The sequence below is a fragment of the Methylophaga sp. F7 genome, from assembly GCF_056863975.1.
This window is the reverse complement of the sequence record NZ_CM166511.1, coordinates 1,034,609-1,049,061: the sequence shown is the minus strand read 5'-3', so window position 1 is coordinate 1,049,061 and position 14,453 is coordinate 1,034,609. Positions and strand designations below refer to the sequence as shown.

Annotated in this window: 14 protein-coding genes and 1 riboswitch; of the genes, 1 reads left to right on the top strand and 13 read right to left on the bottom strand. The window is 44.6% G+C overall.

The window, feature by feature from the left end; translation table 11 throughout:
• Nucleotide 1 precedes the first annotated feature (1 nt).
• Nucleotides 2-2,359 (top strand): phosphoenolpyruvate synthase, encoded by a 2,358-nt coding sequence (ppsA, locus tag AC08OG_RS05385; protein WP_292355536.1) that lies wholly within the window; start codon nucleotides 2-4, stop codon nucleotides 2,357-2,359.
• An 85-nt stretch (nucleotides 2,360-2,444) separates the two neighbouring features.
• Here ppsA and AC08OG_RS05380 read toward each other — a convergent pair whose 3' ends face one another.
• From AC08OG_RS05380 to lepB, 13 genes are all read right to left on the bottom strand, one after another.
• Nucleotides 2,445-3,587 (bottom strand): DNA alkylation repair protein, encoded by a 1,143-nt coding sequence (locus tag AC08OG_RS05380; RefSeq protein ID WP_482930232.1) that lies wholly within the window; start codon nucleotides 3,585-3,587, stop codon nucleotides 2,445-2,447.
• A gap of 80 nt (nucleotides 3,588-3,667) precedes the next feature.
• Nucleotides 3,668-4,258, bottom strand: a complete 591-nt coding sequence (locus tag AC08OG_RS05375) for a VPLPA-CTERM sorting domain-containing protein (RefSeq protein ID WP_292355532.1) — start codon at nucleotides 4,256-4,258, stop codon at nucleotides 3,668-3,670.
• Between the two features lie 17 nt (nucleotides 4,259-4,275).
• Nucleotides 4,276-4,355, bottom strand: a riboswitch (cyclic di-GMP riboswitch).
• 156 nt (nucleotides 4,356-4,511) lie between these two features.
• Nucleotides 4,512-5,840 (bottom strand): 23S rRNA (uracil(1939)-C(5))-methyltransferase RlmD, encoded by a 1,329-nt coding sequence (gene rlmD / locus AC08OG_RS05370; RefSeq protein ID WP_482930231.1) that lies wholly within the window; start codon nucleotides 5,838-5,840, stop codon nucleotides 4,512-4,514.
• An 81-nt stretch (nucleotides 5,841-5,921) separates the two neighbouring features.
• Nucleotides 5,922-6,521, bottom strand: a complete 600-nt coding sequence (locus tag AC08OG_RS05365; RefSeq protein WP_292355528.1) for a YdbL family probable chaperone protein — start codon at nucleotides 6,519-6,521, stop codon at nucleotides 5,922-5,924.
• 11 nt (nucleotides 6,522-6,532) lie between these two features.
• Nucleotides 6,533-8,590 carry a translocation/assembly module TamB domain-containing protein gene (locus tag AC08OG_RS05360; RefSeq protein WP_482930230.1) on the bottom strand — a complete coding sequence of 686 codons (2,058 nt, stop codon included), beginning with the start codon at nucleotides 8,588-8,590 and terminating at the stop codon, nucleotides 6,533-6,535.
• Nucleotides 8,590-9,477, bottom strand: a complete 888-nt coding sequence (gene cysM, locus AC08OG_RS05355) for a cysteine synthase CysM (RefSeq protein WP_292402179.1) — start codon at nucleotides 9,475-9,477, stop codon at nucleotides 8,590-8,592. Before cysM ends, AC08OG_RS05360 begins: the two co-directional genes overlap by 1 nt.
• Before the next feature lie 51 nt (nucleotides 9,478-9,528).
• Nucleotides 9,529-9,858 (bottom strand): holo-ACP synthase, encoded by a 330-nt coding sequence (acpS, locus tag AC08OG_RS05350; protein WP_482930229.1) that lies wholly within the window; start codon nucleotides 9,856-9,858, stop codon nucleotides 9,529-9,531.
• The gene (gene pdxJ / locus AC08OG_RS05345; RefSeq protein WP_439503637.1) at nucleotides 9,855-10,586 is read right to left on the bottom strand and encodes a pyridoxine 5'-phosphate synthase; all 732 of its coding nucleotides are present in this window, start codon (nucleotides 10,584-10,586) and stop codon (nucleotides 9,855-9,857) included. Before pdxJ ends, acpS begins: the two co-directional genes overlap by 4 nt.
• Nucleotides 10,587-10,598: 12 nt before the next feature.
• A complete protein-coding gene (recO, locus tag AC08OG_RS05340) occupies nucleotides 10,599-11,318 on the bottom strand; it encodes a DNA repair protein RecO (RefSeq protein ID WP_292355518.1) in 720 nt (239 codons plus the stop codon).
• A gap of 12 nt (nucleotides 11,319-11,330) precedes the next feature.
• Nucleotides 11,331-12,236 carry a GTPase Era gene (gene era, locus AC08OG_RS05335; RefSeq protein WP_292355516.1) on the bottom strand — a complete coding sequence of 302 codons (906 nt, stop codon included), beginning with the start codon at nucleotides 12,234-12,236 and terminating at the stop codon, nucleotides 11,331-11,333.
• The gene (rnc, locus tag AC08OG_RS05330) at nucleotides 12,233-12,916 is read right to left on the bottom strand and encodes a ribonuclease III (protein ID WP_292355514.1); all 684 of its coding nucleotides are present in this window, start codon (nucleotides 12,914-12,916) and stop codon (nucleotides 12,233-12,235) included. Before rnc ends, era begins: the two co-directional genes overlap by 4 nt.
• A complete protein-coding gene (locus AC08OG_RS05325) occupies nucleotides 12,913-13,299 on the bottom strand; it encodes a DUF4845 domain-containing protein (RefSeq protein WP_292355512.1) in 387 nt (128 codons plus the stop codon). The genes rnc and AC08OG_RS05325 overlap by 4 nt, the downstream gene beginning before the upstream one ends.
• 387 nt (nucleotides 13,300-13,686) lie before the next feature.
• Entirely contained in the window at nucleotides 13,687-14,448 is a 762-nt protein-coding gene (gene lepB / locus AC08OG_RS05320) for a signal peptidase I (protein WP_292355510.1), read from the bottom strand.
• Between the last annotated feature and the right edge of the window lie 5 nt (nucleotides 14,449-14,453).

Genomic DNA, 14,453 nt, shown 5'->3' with positions numbered 1-14,453 from the left:
CATGACCGAATATGTAATTCCACTTGATAAGTTGTGCATGAATGATGTCGGCAGAGTTGGTGGGAAAAATGCTTCTTTAGGTGAAATGTTGCAGAATTTAGCACCGTTGGGTGTAGCTGTTCCAAGCGGTTTTGCGACTACGGCAGATGCTTACAGAGAGTTTTTAAAGCATGACGGACTACAAGACCAGATAAACGAATTATTACGTGAACTGAATGTTGACGATGTCGTTGCACTTCAGAAAGCGGGTAAAACCATCCGTGAATGGATCATGACCATTCCTTATCCGGAAAAAATGGAAGCCGCAATTGATGAAGCTTATGAAAAGCTAGTAGAAGAATACGGTACTTCTACCAGCTGGGCGGTACGTTCATCTGCCACCGCAGAAGACTTACCCGATGCATCGTTTGCCGGACAACAGGAAACCTTTCTGAATGTTTCCGGTTTAGACCATATCAAGTTTGCTATCAGAGAAGTCTTTGCATCACTGTTTAACGATCGAGCGATTGCCTATCGCGATCACCAAGGATTTGAACACAGCGAAGTGGCTTTGTCTGCCGGTATCCAGAAGATGGTGCGCTCTGACATTGCTTCTGCCGGTGTGGCTTTTACCCTGGATACTGAAAGCGGTTTTCGTGATGTGGTCTTTATCACTGGCAGTTACGGTCTTGGCGAGATGGTGGTACAAGGCGCGGTTAATCCAGATGAGTTTTACGTGCATAAAACCACATTAACTGCTGATCGTCCTGCGGTATTACGCAGAACTCTGGGCCAGAAAGCGCTTAAAATGGTTTACTCAGGTGATGCAAAATCACCGGTTAAAACCGTTGATGTCGATCCCGAAGAACGATTGCATTTTTGTCTGAATGATGAAGAAATTGAATCATTGGCCCGCATGGCGATGATTATTGAAAAGCATTACCAAAGACCAATGGATATCGAATGGGCAAAAGATGGTAACGATGGCCAGATTTACATTGTTCAGGCTCGCCCGGAAACGGTTGAAAGCCGCAGTGTAAATGTTACTGAGCAATTCATTTTAAAAGATAAAGGTGAATTGTTGGCCCGTGGTCGCGCCATTGGTAGGAAAATTGGCAGTGGTCGGGTTCGGATTCTGAGCAGCCTCGATCAGATGGATCAATTTGAAGCGGGCGATGTATTACTAACAGATATGACGGATCCTGATTGGGAACCGATCATGAAAAAAGCGGCGGCGATTATTACTAATCGTGGTGGTCGCACCTGTCATGCCGCTATCATTGCACGTGAATTAGGTATCCCGGCTGTAGTAGGCTGTGGCGATGCTACTGAAAAAGTTGCTGAAGGCATTTCAGCCACAGTTTCCTGTGCCGAAGGTGATGAAGGTTATATTTATCAGGGACTGCTTGAGTTTGAACATCGGGTTCAGTCTTTGGACCAAATGCCTGAGTTACCCGTCAAAATTATGATGAATGTGGGGAATCCTGACCGTGCATTCAGCTTTTCACAACTCCCTAATGACGGTGTTGGTCTGGCTCGGCTGGAATTCATTATAAATAATATGATCGGTATTCATCCGAAAGCATTGATGGCCGCCGATAAAATGGATGCGGAAGTACAACAGGTTATCCGCGAAAAAACTACTGCTTATGGCGACCCGGTTGAGTTTTATATCAGCCGTATTACGGAAGGTGTTTCGACTATTGCTGCGGCATTTTATCCATCCAAAGTGATTGTGCGTATGTCCGATTTTAAATCGAATGAATATGGCAACCTCGTTGGTGGCGCTGAATTTGAACCACACGAAGAAAATCCCATGATTGGTTTCCGTGGTGCAGCACGCTACAGCTCTCCGGAATTCGAGGCCTGCTTTGAATTGGAATGTGAAGCGATCAAGCGTGTCCGTGATGTTATGGGTTTAACCAATGTTGAAGTCATGATTCCTTTTGTACGGACGTTGAGTGAAGCTGAAGCCGTCATCAAAATTTTGAAAAAGAATGGTCTGGAACGCGGTAAAAATGGCCTGCGTTTGATCATGATGTGTGAATTACCTTCCAATGCAGTACTGGCAGATCAGTTTCTGGAATTCTTTGATGGCTTTTCAATCGGGTCTAACGATATGACTCAGCTGACATTGGGGCTCGACCGGGATTCTGCACAAATTGCCGCAGCATTTGATGAACGTGATCCAGCGGTATTGGCGATGCTGGAGATGGCGATTAATGCCTGTCATAAAGCAGATAAATACGTCGGTATCTGTGGGCAAGGTCCGTCGGATCATCCTGATTTGGCAGCATGGCTGCTTGAACGTGGAATCAGCAGTATTTCACTAAATCCGGATACGGTGGTCAGTACCTGGCAGGCATTAGCTAAACAGTAAAATCGATTAAATTTACACCAAACAAAATGAGCCCTCCGGGGCTCATTTTATTTCTGTTGATAATTTATTTGGTAGTATCTTTAATTCAATCAAGTACTAGATTCACCGTCGCCTGGTTATGAACCACGCCGTTGATAAGTATTTCAATAGTGTGTTGGCCACCATAGTATTGCCGGGTAGTCAGTTTTAAAAATCCGTGTGACTTCTTTAGATAGATACTTTCCTTGGCCGGTAAAGCGATGTTTTTCCATTTATAAACTTTCGCGGTGGTCTTGCCGTTGTTTTTGACATGCCAGACACGATAATCCACCACCAATTGTTGAGCCTGACTGGTTTTAGAATGGATAGACAACAACATTTCCAATTTTTGACCCAATGTCACATCTTGCTCAGTTAAATCAAAGTCTATCTCAACGGCTGGGTGGTCACTATAACCCAGTAATGGGAATACAGCTGGCTCACCTGCCTTAATCAGACTGCGAAGCCCGTGACGGATAATCCAGCGACGTTGAGGTGTGGAATTTTTCAACCACTCACCACAGATATCGATTACTCGCTGTGGATGGTCTTTACTAATGTCATTTAAATTATTGGCAACCGATTTTTGGACATATTTACTTTTGTCATCTCTGAGCTGACTCAGTATTTCAAATACCGGTTGCGGGTCTTGTTTTAATGCCTTTAAATGCCCTCCCCAAGGTAATCTTGGCCGCATCCCTTCTGATGCCAGTCGCCGGACATGCTCATTCTCATCATCACACCATCGCAATAATTCTTTGAAGGTCAGCTCAAAATGTTGTTCTATGTAGGGTCTGATAGCAAATTCTGCAGTAAACAATGGTGTGAGATGCTTTAACACATCCAGTGCGATTGTCGGCTGCTGCAGCCCTTGCTTTCCAGCATAGTCAATTAATGGCCATGCCATAAAACTATGCCAACCTTTACCGGGCTCCTGATTGGGCCAGTGCGCGGCAACCTGCTTCAACCATTTGGCATTCACAGAGAAATCCTCAACCAGTAATACTGCCAAAACGTTACTAAGATGGTTGACGCGGGTTTTAAGTGGCATGGATTCCAACTGTGACATTGCCATAACCCTGAACTTATCGTCAGGAAAATCCGGTTGATAGCCTTTGATTAATCCTGCTAACACATCGATAGAATTGGCATTTATATGATCTTTTAATAAAGCTGGGGGCGATTCAGCTAACGGATCAGACTTTGCCATTTCAACTCACTCTTTTTTTCAGACATAAAAAAACCGTGGCTCGAAAGCCACGGTTTTTATTTTACGGTATTACGAGAGAGTTAAGCTTGTTGGTTTGCTTTTGTTCTTCTGCGAACAGCCATAAAGCCCATTAAACCTGAACCGAACAACCATACCGCTGCTGGTAAAGGAACCTCACTAATAGGCGGACAGTAGACGCCAGAAACTTCCAGTTTTGACCAAAAAACGTCTTCTGAATTATCGGTGAAAAGCGCTTTCAGTGATAAACCATCAATAATTTCATCAAAAAGACTAGAGCTTAATGAAAAAACATCGTAACCGCCATCTAGCCAGCCAATATGCTCAAGTCCAGTGCCATACCAATTATCTGTATAAGCGAAAATTTTATCCCACCCGAAAATAAAAAAGTTATCAGCATTAGATTTTACAGTTAAAGTTGCTGATTCAATTGTCAAATCAGCTACATCGATACTATCGAAACCCCAGTAAGCGTATTTTCCACTGTTATTAATATCGCCAGTCGTCAAGGTAGTTGAGAAAGGCTGGCTATTATCACAGAGATCACCATTATCACAGTAATGTGGTTTAGGATGATAAAAAGTGGCTGATGCAGTTGTAGAAAAACCTAACATCAAAAGTGTCGCGGCAAAGATTGGTGTTAATAATTTCATTTACATTTCCTTCCTGAAAATGCAACCCGGCTATCTTATTAAGGAAGACCCGTGGCTTTCCGTCTCTTGGCTCACACCAAGGTTGGCACTCAAATATTTAGTATTGCTCCGGTTCATTCCTGGAGCAATGTTGCCTATATTAAAGGAAAAATTTCCTAAAACTATTGTACCTTGGTACTAAATAGGGAACTTTTTTAACTTCAATTTCCGAGTACTTTGTGAACCATTTAAAACTACTAGAAATATTTTCCCATCATTTTTGAAATAATGCGATCGATTCAACATGACTGGTATGAGGAAACATATCCATGATGCCGGTTTGTACAAGCGTATATCCATATTGATTCACCAGTTCACCGGCATCACGGGCCAGAGTAGCGGGGTTACAGGAAACGTAAACAATGGTTTTGGCGCCCAGATCAGCAATCTGACCCAGCACTTCAAACGCGCCGCTTCTGGGAGGATCCAGTAATACTTTTGTGAAACCTTCCTGTGCCCAAGGATAATCTTTCAATTGTGTTATCGTTAAATCAGCCATTTCAAATACAGCGTTGTCCAGACCATTCATCCCGGCATTTCTCTGTGCATGTGCCACTAGAGATTTATCCCCTTCTACCCCAATCACACTACGGACACGTTTTGCCAAAGGCAGGGTAAAGTTACCCAAACCACAAAACAGATCCAGTACCCGATCGGTTTCCTGCAAATCAAGCATCTCAATCGCCTTGGCAATCATTTTATGGTTGATAGCGGCGTTGACCTGAGTAAAATCGCCCGGGGCAAATTCCAGTCTGAGACCTTCTTCAGGTGCATAATGCAATTGTGGTGCTTCAGGCCATAATGGACTGACGGTATCCGGCCCACCTGGTTGTTGATAGATCCACAAATCCTTTTGCTGACCATAGTTAATCAATTTTTGCTTATCCGTTTCACACAATGGATCCATATTCCGGAAAACCAGAGCTGTATTGGCATCATCCATCGCCACTTCTATTTGTGCGATTCGGTTATAGGCTTCAAGGCTGGCAATCATTTCCCCCAGCTCTTCCAGGCGTAATCCAACGCGTGGATCCAATACTTCACATTGCGTTAACTCAGCCAGATAAGGTGACCCTTTTTCTCTAAAGCCGACCAGCACTTTTTCTTTTTTGGTCACATAACGGACACCTAAACGAGCTTTACGTCGATAGCCCCACAGAGGGCCAGTTAACGGTGCTAACCAATTCTCTGGTGTCAGTTGTCCAAAGTGCGAAAGCTGTTCCTTTAAGGTGTCTTGTTTCAGGCTTAACTGAGCTTCTGGTGACATATGCATCAAACTGCACCCACCACACACACCAAAATGTTGGCATTTTGCTTCAACGCGATCCGTGGAGGCAGACTCAATCGAGATTACTTTGGCCTCATCATATTTTTTATGCAGCCGGGTATATTTAAACAACACATTTTCACCCGCCAACGCACCGTCGACAAAGACGGTTTTACCCTCAATTCGGGCAATGCCACGACCATCATGAGAAAGACTCTCTATAGTTGCCTGAACAGCTTCTGTAGGGAGCCGTTTTCTGTGATTACGTCGTGCCATTTGTTAAACCTTTAAACGAAAATTACATAAAAAAAGTCCGGTCATGCTTTTGCATAACCGGACTTAAACTTGATTGAAAAATTATTTTTGCTTCCAGCTGCCGCCTTGCTGATACCACCAACCTTTGGCTGCATTGCTTATCCAGCGCCTGGCAAAGGTTTCCTGGATATCAGATTCCCATTCAGGATGCCCGTTAGCACGGGCTATTTCAGCGTATAAGGCGTTACGATCCTGATTCTCTTCAGCGATCAGAGTATTTACTGTATTACGATCTTTTAATGGCACTGCAGAGGCATCACGCAAGGTAATCAGACCATTACTGGTTAATCCCACCGCACCGGTTTGATAAAACGGATGAAGTTTCTCATGGCGCTGTTTCATTTTTGCCTGCAAAGCATTAATTGCCGGCGAATTAATATTCAAATTAGCTTCTGCCTGCGCCGGTGAGACCAACCAGTTCAATACCTGCATTGCAAGCGGCATATTCTGTTTTAAAGCACTAGTACTGTCTTCCGATTCAGTCGGTTGTGGCTGCGTCGGGTTTTCGCGTCCCCATACATCTTCAATAATTCGATCTGCAGCTTTTTCAGCAGCCGCTGCCGGAAAATAGATATTGATTGTCACACAGGAAATCAGCATTAACCCTGCGGTAGTGCCCGTTAACCATTTTAATAAACCCATTCGATTTTCCTTTATTGAATAACTGGCCCGTCGCTTTGACTGACCGCTTTTAATCTGGCGATTAATTCTGGCCAATCCACCTCACGGTTATAGCCAATCACATTAATCCATGGTGGCAGGCCGCCACCTTTAACAATATAGTACCCTTGCTCAGCAGGTTCTATACCACCCATCTGACAGACAGAATTCATCAAACGACAACTTAGACCAATTTTGCTATAGGAAAAATCTTCAAACAGGCCCATAAACCCACGCGATAAAATGGCAGCCGGACCACCACCAATCTGCGAAAGATTATTGACGGCACGCTGACTTATTCGCCGCCGACCTGGATCCTCTTCTGGTGTCTCAAATAATGCATCAAATTGCACCGGTTGCCAGTTTGATAAGCGTAAATTATGGATACGACCATCTAATTTGCCGCTTATATTACCAAAATCGAAAGTATTGGTGAGCGTCTGTAGATCCAGACGGTTAATATCGATATTGGCATACAACTGAGGCAGGCTTCCGAATGGCTGTTGTAAACGGAGATCTCTAATCACCGTCGTGCCATCAAATAATTTCAGTAACAATGCTCCATCGACAGTGATCTCTTCATCAGCATAACTGACTTTGGGGATCATGCCGGACAATTTACCTTGAAGCGTTGGCCAGCCCAGTAAAGGACTTAATTGATCCATTGAAATCGGGCTTAATAATCCCTCAAACTGCCAGCTTCTTCCCTGCTCTTCATCAAGACTTAATTGAAAGTCATTCAGTGATAATGCTCCATCCAGAATAGGTAATGACAAATTGGAAAATTGAATCTGATTCTGACTCGCTTCTGCCTGTAAGGTTGAGCCACCCAATGGCAAGGATAAAATAGAAGCCGAGTTCCAGCGTAAATCAATCGGTATCACTGACTCCTGGTTAGTCCATCCCAGTTTCCCTTCAAGGTTATCAATAGCAAACCGTCCAGCATCATCGACTATCGTGACCGACTGTAAACTCATTTGAAACAGATATTGCTCTGGCTGCCATTGCAAACTGGCTGTTAACTCCCCGGTGGTTTGCAAATGACTCAGGGACGAACCTGGAATAAATGGTTGTAACCAGTCTTTATATAATTGTGCTAAATCAGTGCTACGGAGGTCCATTTGCAGATGTGTTAATTGCGTTGCCTTACCATTTAACTCTGCATTGGCTGAAATGGAAGTGCTTTGTGAAAATTCAACATCATTTATCTGCCATGTTTTGTTAGCATTATTGAATTGTCCTTCACTGCTTAACGTGACAGAGTGTTCAGCCAAATCCAAAAAGATCGGTTCAAAGTAGGTCTGGCCCTTATCGATAGTTAGCGTTTGCTGCCATGACGAGCGATCATTTTCGATTTGCAGTGCCAGTTGTATTTGGGCTGCCAGAGCTTCGCCAGCATAACTTCCGCTGGGATCAGCAAACATTACATCTCTTAGTTTTCCGGAAACGTTTGCCGAGGCTAAGCGTGTTTGATTACCGGTAAGTTCTGCATCAATATCCATTAGGGCATTGATATTCCATTGCGAAAGTAATTCCAGTTGCTTTTCATTAACGTATGGACCGATAAATTTAACCAAACTGTTTAACGCAACATTTTCCCCGGCCACCTGAGCTTGCCATTGACCCTGTTGGTAATCCGCCTGAACATCCATGCTGCCTTGATCCAGCTGGATACCTGTTAAAGTCAGTTGATAATTTTCTTCTTCTGCACGAGATTTAATATTGAATGCTATTTTTTGGTTGCCCCAAAGAGCATGAGTGAAGTCCAGTTGACCAGACTGACAATCTATTTGCCCGGATAACCAGCGTAAGGTTTCACAGCGCAGTCTGACATTTTTTAACAGACCTACTGGTGCTGTTAACTGTAATTGTTTGGCTGTGGCAGTAAGCGCTAATCCGGTGGATTGTAAATTGACTTCAACTTGCAAATCAGTGATGTCGACTTGCTCGCTTGACCAGGAGCCGATCTGAATAGCTGCCTGTTCTATTGCATGTAACTGGGAGGTCGCTACCAGTAATAAAACCAATAAGACTAGAGTCCTGGCTAGCATTAGTCTGCCGGAAACACACCCGTTGAAAGATAGCGATCACCACGATCACAAATAATGCAGACGATAACAGCATTGGAAACCGTTTCCGATAATCGTAACGCAGCAGCAACACTGCCACCTGATGAAACGCCACAGAAGATGCCTTCATCACTGGCCAGTTTGCGCATGGTGTCTTCAGCAACTTCCTGTTCTACATCAAGCGTCATATCTACTCGTTCCGGCTCAAAGATTTCTGGCAGATAAGCAGCTGACCAGCGTCGGATACCCGGTATTTTTGAGCCTTCGACGGGTTGAACCCCGACTATCTGAACTGCTGGATTCTGTTGTTTCAAATATCTGGAAACCCCCATAATGGTGCCAGTTGTTCCCATGGCGCTGACAAAATGGGTTACTTCTCCATTGGTATCCCGCCAGATTTCAGGTCCAGTCGTTTCATAATGCGCTAATGGATTATCAAAATTACCAAACTGATTCAGAACTTTGCCTTCCCCCATCGCCTGCATCTGCAGCGCCAAATCACGTGCGGATTCCATTCCATCGGTTAAAATAATTTCGGCACCATAAGCCCGCATTGAAGCCCGCCGTTCCGAACTCATATTTTCCGGCATAATCAGAATCATCCGATATCCCAGAATAGCGGTGACCATTGCCAGCGCAATACCGGTATTGCCACTGGTCGCCTCAATCAGCGTATCGCCAGGCTCAATATCACCTCTCAGTTGAGCATGGCGAATCATGCTGGCAACCGGCCGATCTTTAACCGATCCGGCAGGGTTATTACCTTCCAGCTTAGCCAAAATCGTATTACTGGTATTGCCGGGCAATCGCTGTAAACGGACCAGAGGTGTATTGCCTATGCAGGATTCAATGGTGGGATATTGTGACATTCTAACCTTCCACCAGGACAACATAGGCGGTGGCATAATCACCATCGTCACTCAGACTGAGCATAGCTGTCTGGATATTTTTTCTGACAATAACTGTTCGGCATAAGCATTAAAGACCAGTTCCGGTTTGCCCAGACTATTATTGCGAACGGCGATATGTTGCAGGCTTAACCCATCCCGAAAGCCTGTGCCCAAGGCTTTGGCCGTGGCTTCTTTTGCAGCAAACCGTTTAGCCAGAAATGCGGCAGGTTGCTGGTTTTTTTGAAACTGCTCGAATTCGCTCACATCCAGAATACGCTGTGCGGCTTTATCGCCGTACTTTTTTAACATTTCTGCGATACGGGGAATATGCACTAAATCCGTGCCAATACCACTGATCATGAATGTCGTGCACCTAACATCAGTTTTTTCATTTCCCGGACGGCTTCCTGAAAGCCGGTAAAGAATGATCGTGCCACAATGGCGTGGCCGATATTCAGCTCCACCAGCTCTTTAATCTCTGCGATGGGTCTTACATTGTGATAATGCAAACCATGACCAGCATTCACCTGCAAGCCCATAGCATGGGCTTTTTCAGCAGCTTGACGAATGATTTTCAGCTCATGCTGGGCTTCAGCCGCTGAACTGGCCTCGGCATAACGACCGGTATGTAACTCAATGACCGGCGCACCACAGGCCGCAGCAGCTTCAATTTGTTTCATTTCTGGATCAATAAATAATGAAACAGTAATGCCGGCTTCTGCTAATCGCGAACAGGCGTCATGCATTCTGGATTGTTGTCCGGCAACGTCCAGCCCACCTTCCGTGGTTAACTCTTCTCTGCGTTCCGGTACCAGACAGCAATCAGCTGGACGGTATAGTTCAGCGATGTCAAGCATTTCTTCGGTTACCGCCATCTCCAGATTCATTTTGGTTTGCAGAATATCGGCCAGCATTCTGACATCGCGATCCTGAATATGCCGGCGATCTTCGCGTAAATGCAGCGTAATACTGTCAGCACCGGCTTGTTCGGCTTCAATAGCTGCCTGAATCGGATCGGGGTAACGGGTACCGCGGGCTTGTCTTAACGTGGCCACATGATCAATATTAACGCCAAGATAAATCGACATGATGTTCCTTAATTAATTCGCTGTTTTAGGGCCGGCATAACGTTGCATTTCAGCAAACAACTGCCGGCTTTTCAGCGGTTTGCCATCCAAATGATAGTTTATTATCAAACGCATTAAGTGTTTTGTTTCATTGAGGCTAACCGGATCACTCAGTTTTTCCTGCTGTAGCTGTGACAAACTGGCTCCTGAAATAATCCTTTTTCTGTCATTTGCCAGACAAGGTTGCAACCCAAGCTCCGGCTGATAACTGTAATGCTGTTCATCGGACACTGGCTCACCCTGACTATCGTTGTTCAGGTCCAGCCCATAACCTAACGCTTCCAGCAATCGCTTTTCAAAAAGTCTTAACACTTGCTCAGCCTTCTCAGCCTGCTGTAAGCCATCCAAAGCTTTTTGATATGCATCAAACACCATTGGTTCTGCTTGCTGCTGGGTTAACAATCTGACTAATAATTCATTGATATAAAGACCGCATAAAGCAGCATGACCCTGCAACCAATAAGGTGCGCTGGTCGTTTCAATTTTGCTTATTGTCAGTAAGTCACCTCTTCCAAACCAGTTTACCCAAAGCGGTTGGAATAATTGGAGTGGGTTATTGTGACGGCGTTTGTTTTGGCGCATGCCGCGGGCTACCAAGCTTAATCGACCATAATCTTCAGTAAATACATCCAGCAAAAAACTGGTTTCCCGATAAGGACGTTGGTGTAAAACAAATGCCTGGGTGAATTCCACCGTAATGCCTAATCAGAGATCGTCGTTATAGCCCAGATTTCTGAGCATGCGCTCGTTATCAGACCAGCCCTCACGCACTTTGACCCATAATTGCAAGAACACCTTACAGTCAAATAACTTTTCCATATCTTCTCGGGCATCTTTACCGACTTGCTTGAGTAACTCACCTTTTTTGCCAATAACAATGGATTTCTGACCACTGCGTTCTACATAGATAACAGCGCTGATACGGTACATGCCGTTATCATCTTCAAACTGTTCGATATCTACAGTTAGTGAATACGGTAATTCCTGGCCTAAATGACGGAACAGTTTTTCACGAACCATTTCAGCGGCCAGAAAACGTGAGCTACGGTCGGTGAGCTGATCTTCATCAAAGATCATCTCGCCTTCTGGCATTAATTTATATATCGATTCTTCAAGAGATTCCAGATTGATGCCTTTGCGGGCTGATAATGGCACGATATCAGTAAATTTAAACAATGCAGCAAGCTTTTCTACCTGTGGAAACAAAGTAGCTTTATCTTCCAGTTTATCTATTTTGTTCATCACCAAAATGACTGGCTTGCTGGTCCCCTGCAGTTTTTGCAAAACCCGCTCATCTTCCTCAGTCCATTTCATACCTTCGATTACAAACACCACCACATCCACATCTTCAACGGAAGCGGCTGCAGCACGGTTCATATAGCGATTCATGGCCCGTTTGCCATCACTGTGGATACCAGGTGTATCAACGTAAATGAACTGTCCCAATTCCGAAGTTTTAATCCCCAGAATGCGGTGACGGGTGGTTTGCGGGCGACGCGAGGTAATACATAACTTTTGACCCAACACCCGATTAATCAGGGTGGATTTGCCGACATTGGGACGGCCTATAATGGCTACATAGCCACTGCGAAAAGCAGGTTGATCATTCATAATTTTGACTCGATTAGCGTCAGGGCGCGTTCAGCGGCTTTTTTCTCAGCCTTACGATGACTGCTTCCCTGAGCCACCACTAATTTATTCAGCAAACTTACCTGACAAGAGGCTTCAAAAACAGGCTGTTTATCAGCGGATTCAATTTCTCTCACACTGTATAGCGGCAAAGGTAATTTGCGGCTTTGTAGTAATTCCTGCAAGCGGGTTTTGGGATCTTTTATGGTTTCAGTAACATCAATAGAATCCAGCCGTTCATCATAAAGACGCAGAATCAACGGCTTGACGATATCAATGCCACTATCCAGAAACAGTGCACCTAGAATGGCTTCTAAGGCATCGGCCAGAATTGACTCACGGCGGAAACCACCACTCTTCAATTCCCCCTGTCCGAGGATTAACACATCACCCAATTTGAGTTCACGGGCTATTTCCGCCAGGGTTTCCCCTTTCACCAGGCTGGCACGCAGGCGACTCATCTTGCCTTCCTTGGCTTGGGGAAAACGATTAAACAGTTCTTCGGCAATCACGAAACTCAAAATCGCATCGCCCAGAAATTCCAGCCGTTCATTATTTTTTGGATCAGCACTGCGATGTGTCAGTGCCTGCAATAACAATGTTTCATTTTTAAATTGAATGCCAAGTTGCTGGCAGAGTTTTTTCTGTTTGATGCTTGTCATCGATTTGTCGGTTCCGGTTCCACATCCACTTCTGTCACAAAATGCCCAACTAAATCAATGTGGGCAAAAAACGGCTTCCGCACTTCATAATCAAGCACTATTTTGGTGACATAGGCATTGCTTCTGCCACGGAATAATTCGATATTTTCTTTTTTCACACTGGAGATATAACCGGTATTAAACCTTTTACTCAGTAGTAACATTACTTGTTGATTGCTCAGCTTATTGTTTTTTAATTCGGTTTCCATAGACTTCATGATTTGCAAAACACCATAGTATTCCTGGTACATCGGTACCAATCGCATGGTTAAAGTGGCAAAAAATGCGATGATTGCCAGTACTATCACCCAACTGATTAGTGTCATTCCCTGTTGTTTTTTCATGATGCACTCCTAGGTCTTGTTTATCTTTCACATCCACCACTGCTGGCGACTATTTTTGTATCCACCAAGGCCGAAAGCACGCAATGTAGCCTTCCGTCATAAGTTATTCACAACGCAGTCGGACGCAAAAATAGTCCCAGCCCTTTGGGTTGTGACTGAAAAAGCGTCACTCTGCGTTACTCGTCGCTTATTTAGAATAACTAAAAGGCGCTCCTCGTGCCTTGATTTACACTTTTTCAGCTCACAACAGAGGCGGAGATGAAAGATAAAACAAGCCCTAGAGTCTAATTATCTTCCCTCCCCACCACTGCTGGAGGCTCCTTTCATCAAACAAGGTGGAAATGATGTATTAGATTCTAAAATCATTTCCAATGGAAAAACTCGCCCTTAGTTAATAGAGCTTCCCACCCTTGACCAGACCAAACCACCCTGGTCCCAATCCCAGCTCATCCAGACAAAGAAGGCTTTGCCGACCAGATTTTCTTCCGGCACAGTTCCCCACACACGGCTGTCATTACTATTGTCGCGGTTATCACCCATAACAAAATAATGGCCTTCCGGAACTGTAACCTCACCTTCCATTGATTGACGTTGCGGATCCAAAAATATTTCATGAGGTTCAGCGTCCAGAAATTCATGCTTCAGCTGTACTCGCGGCGCAATGATACCCAGCATTTCTACTGGTTTATCAACTACCTCGGTTTTAACTTCCTGACCATTTATGTACAACGTTTTATTGAAATAACCAACTTTGTCGCCCGGTAAGCCAATAACCCGTTTGATATAGTCAATTTCAGGTTGTTTGGGATAACGGAATACCATCACATCACCGCGTTCCGGCGAACCGGTATCGAGAATTTTAGTGTTAATGACCGGCAGCCGAACGCCATAGGAAAATTTGTTCACCAAAATAAAATCGCCGACATGCAAAGTCGGCAACATAGATTCTGACGGGATGCGGAACGGTTCAGCGATAAACGAGCGAATCACCAACACCAGCAACAGAATGGGGAAAAATGATTTGGCGTATTCAACAATCGCCGGTTCATTGTCATTTACTTTACGTTTAGGTGCTAACCAAAAGCGGTCCACCAACCATATCAGACCGGTTATCGCGACCAGTAACACCATTATTGCTGGGAAACTCACTTGAC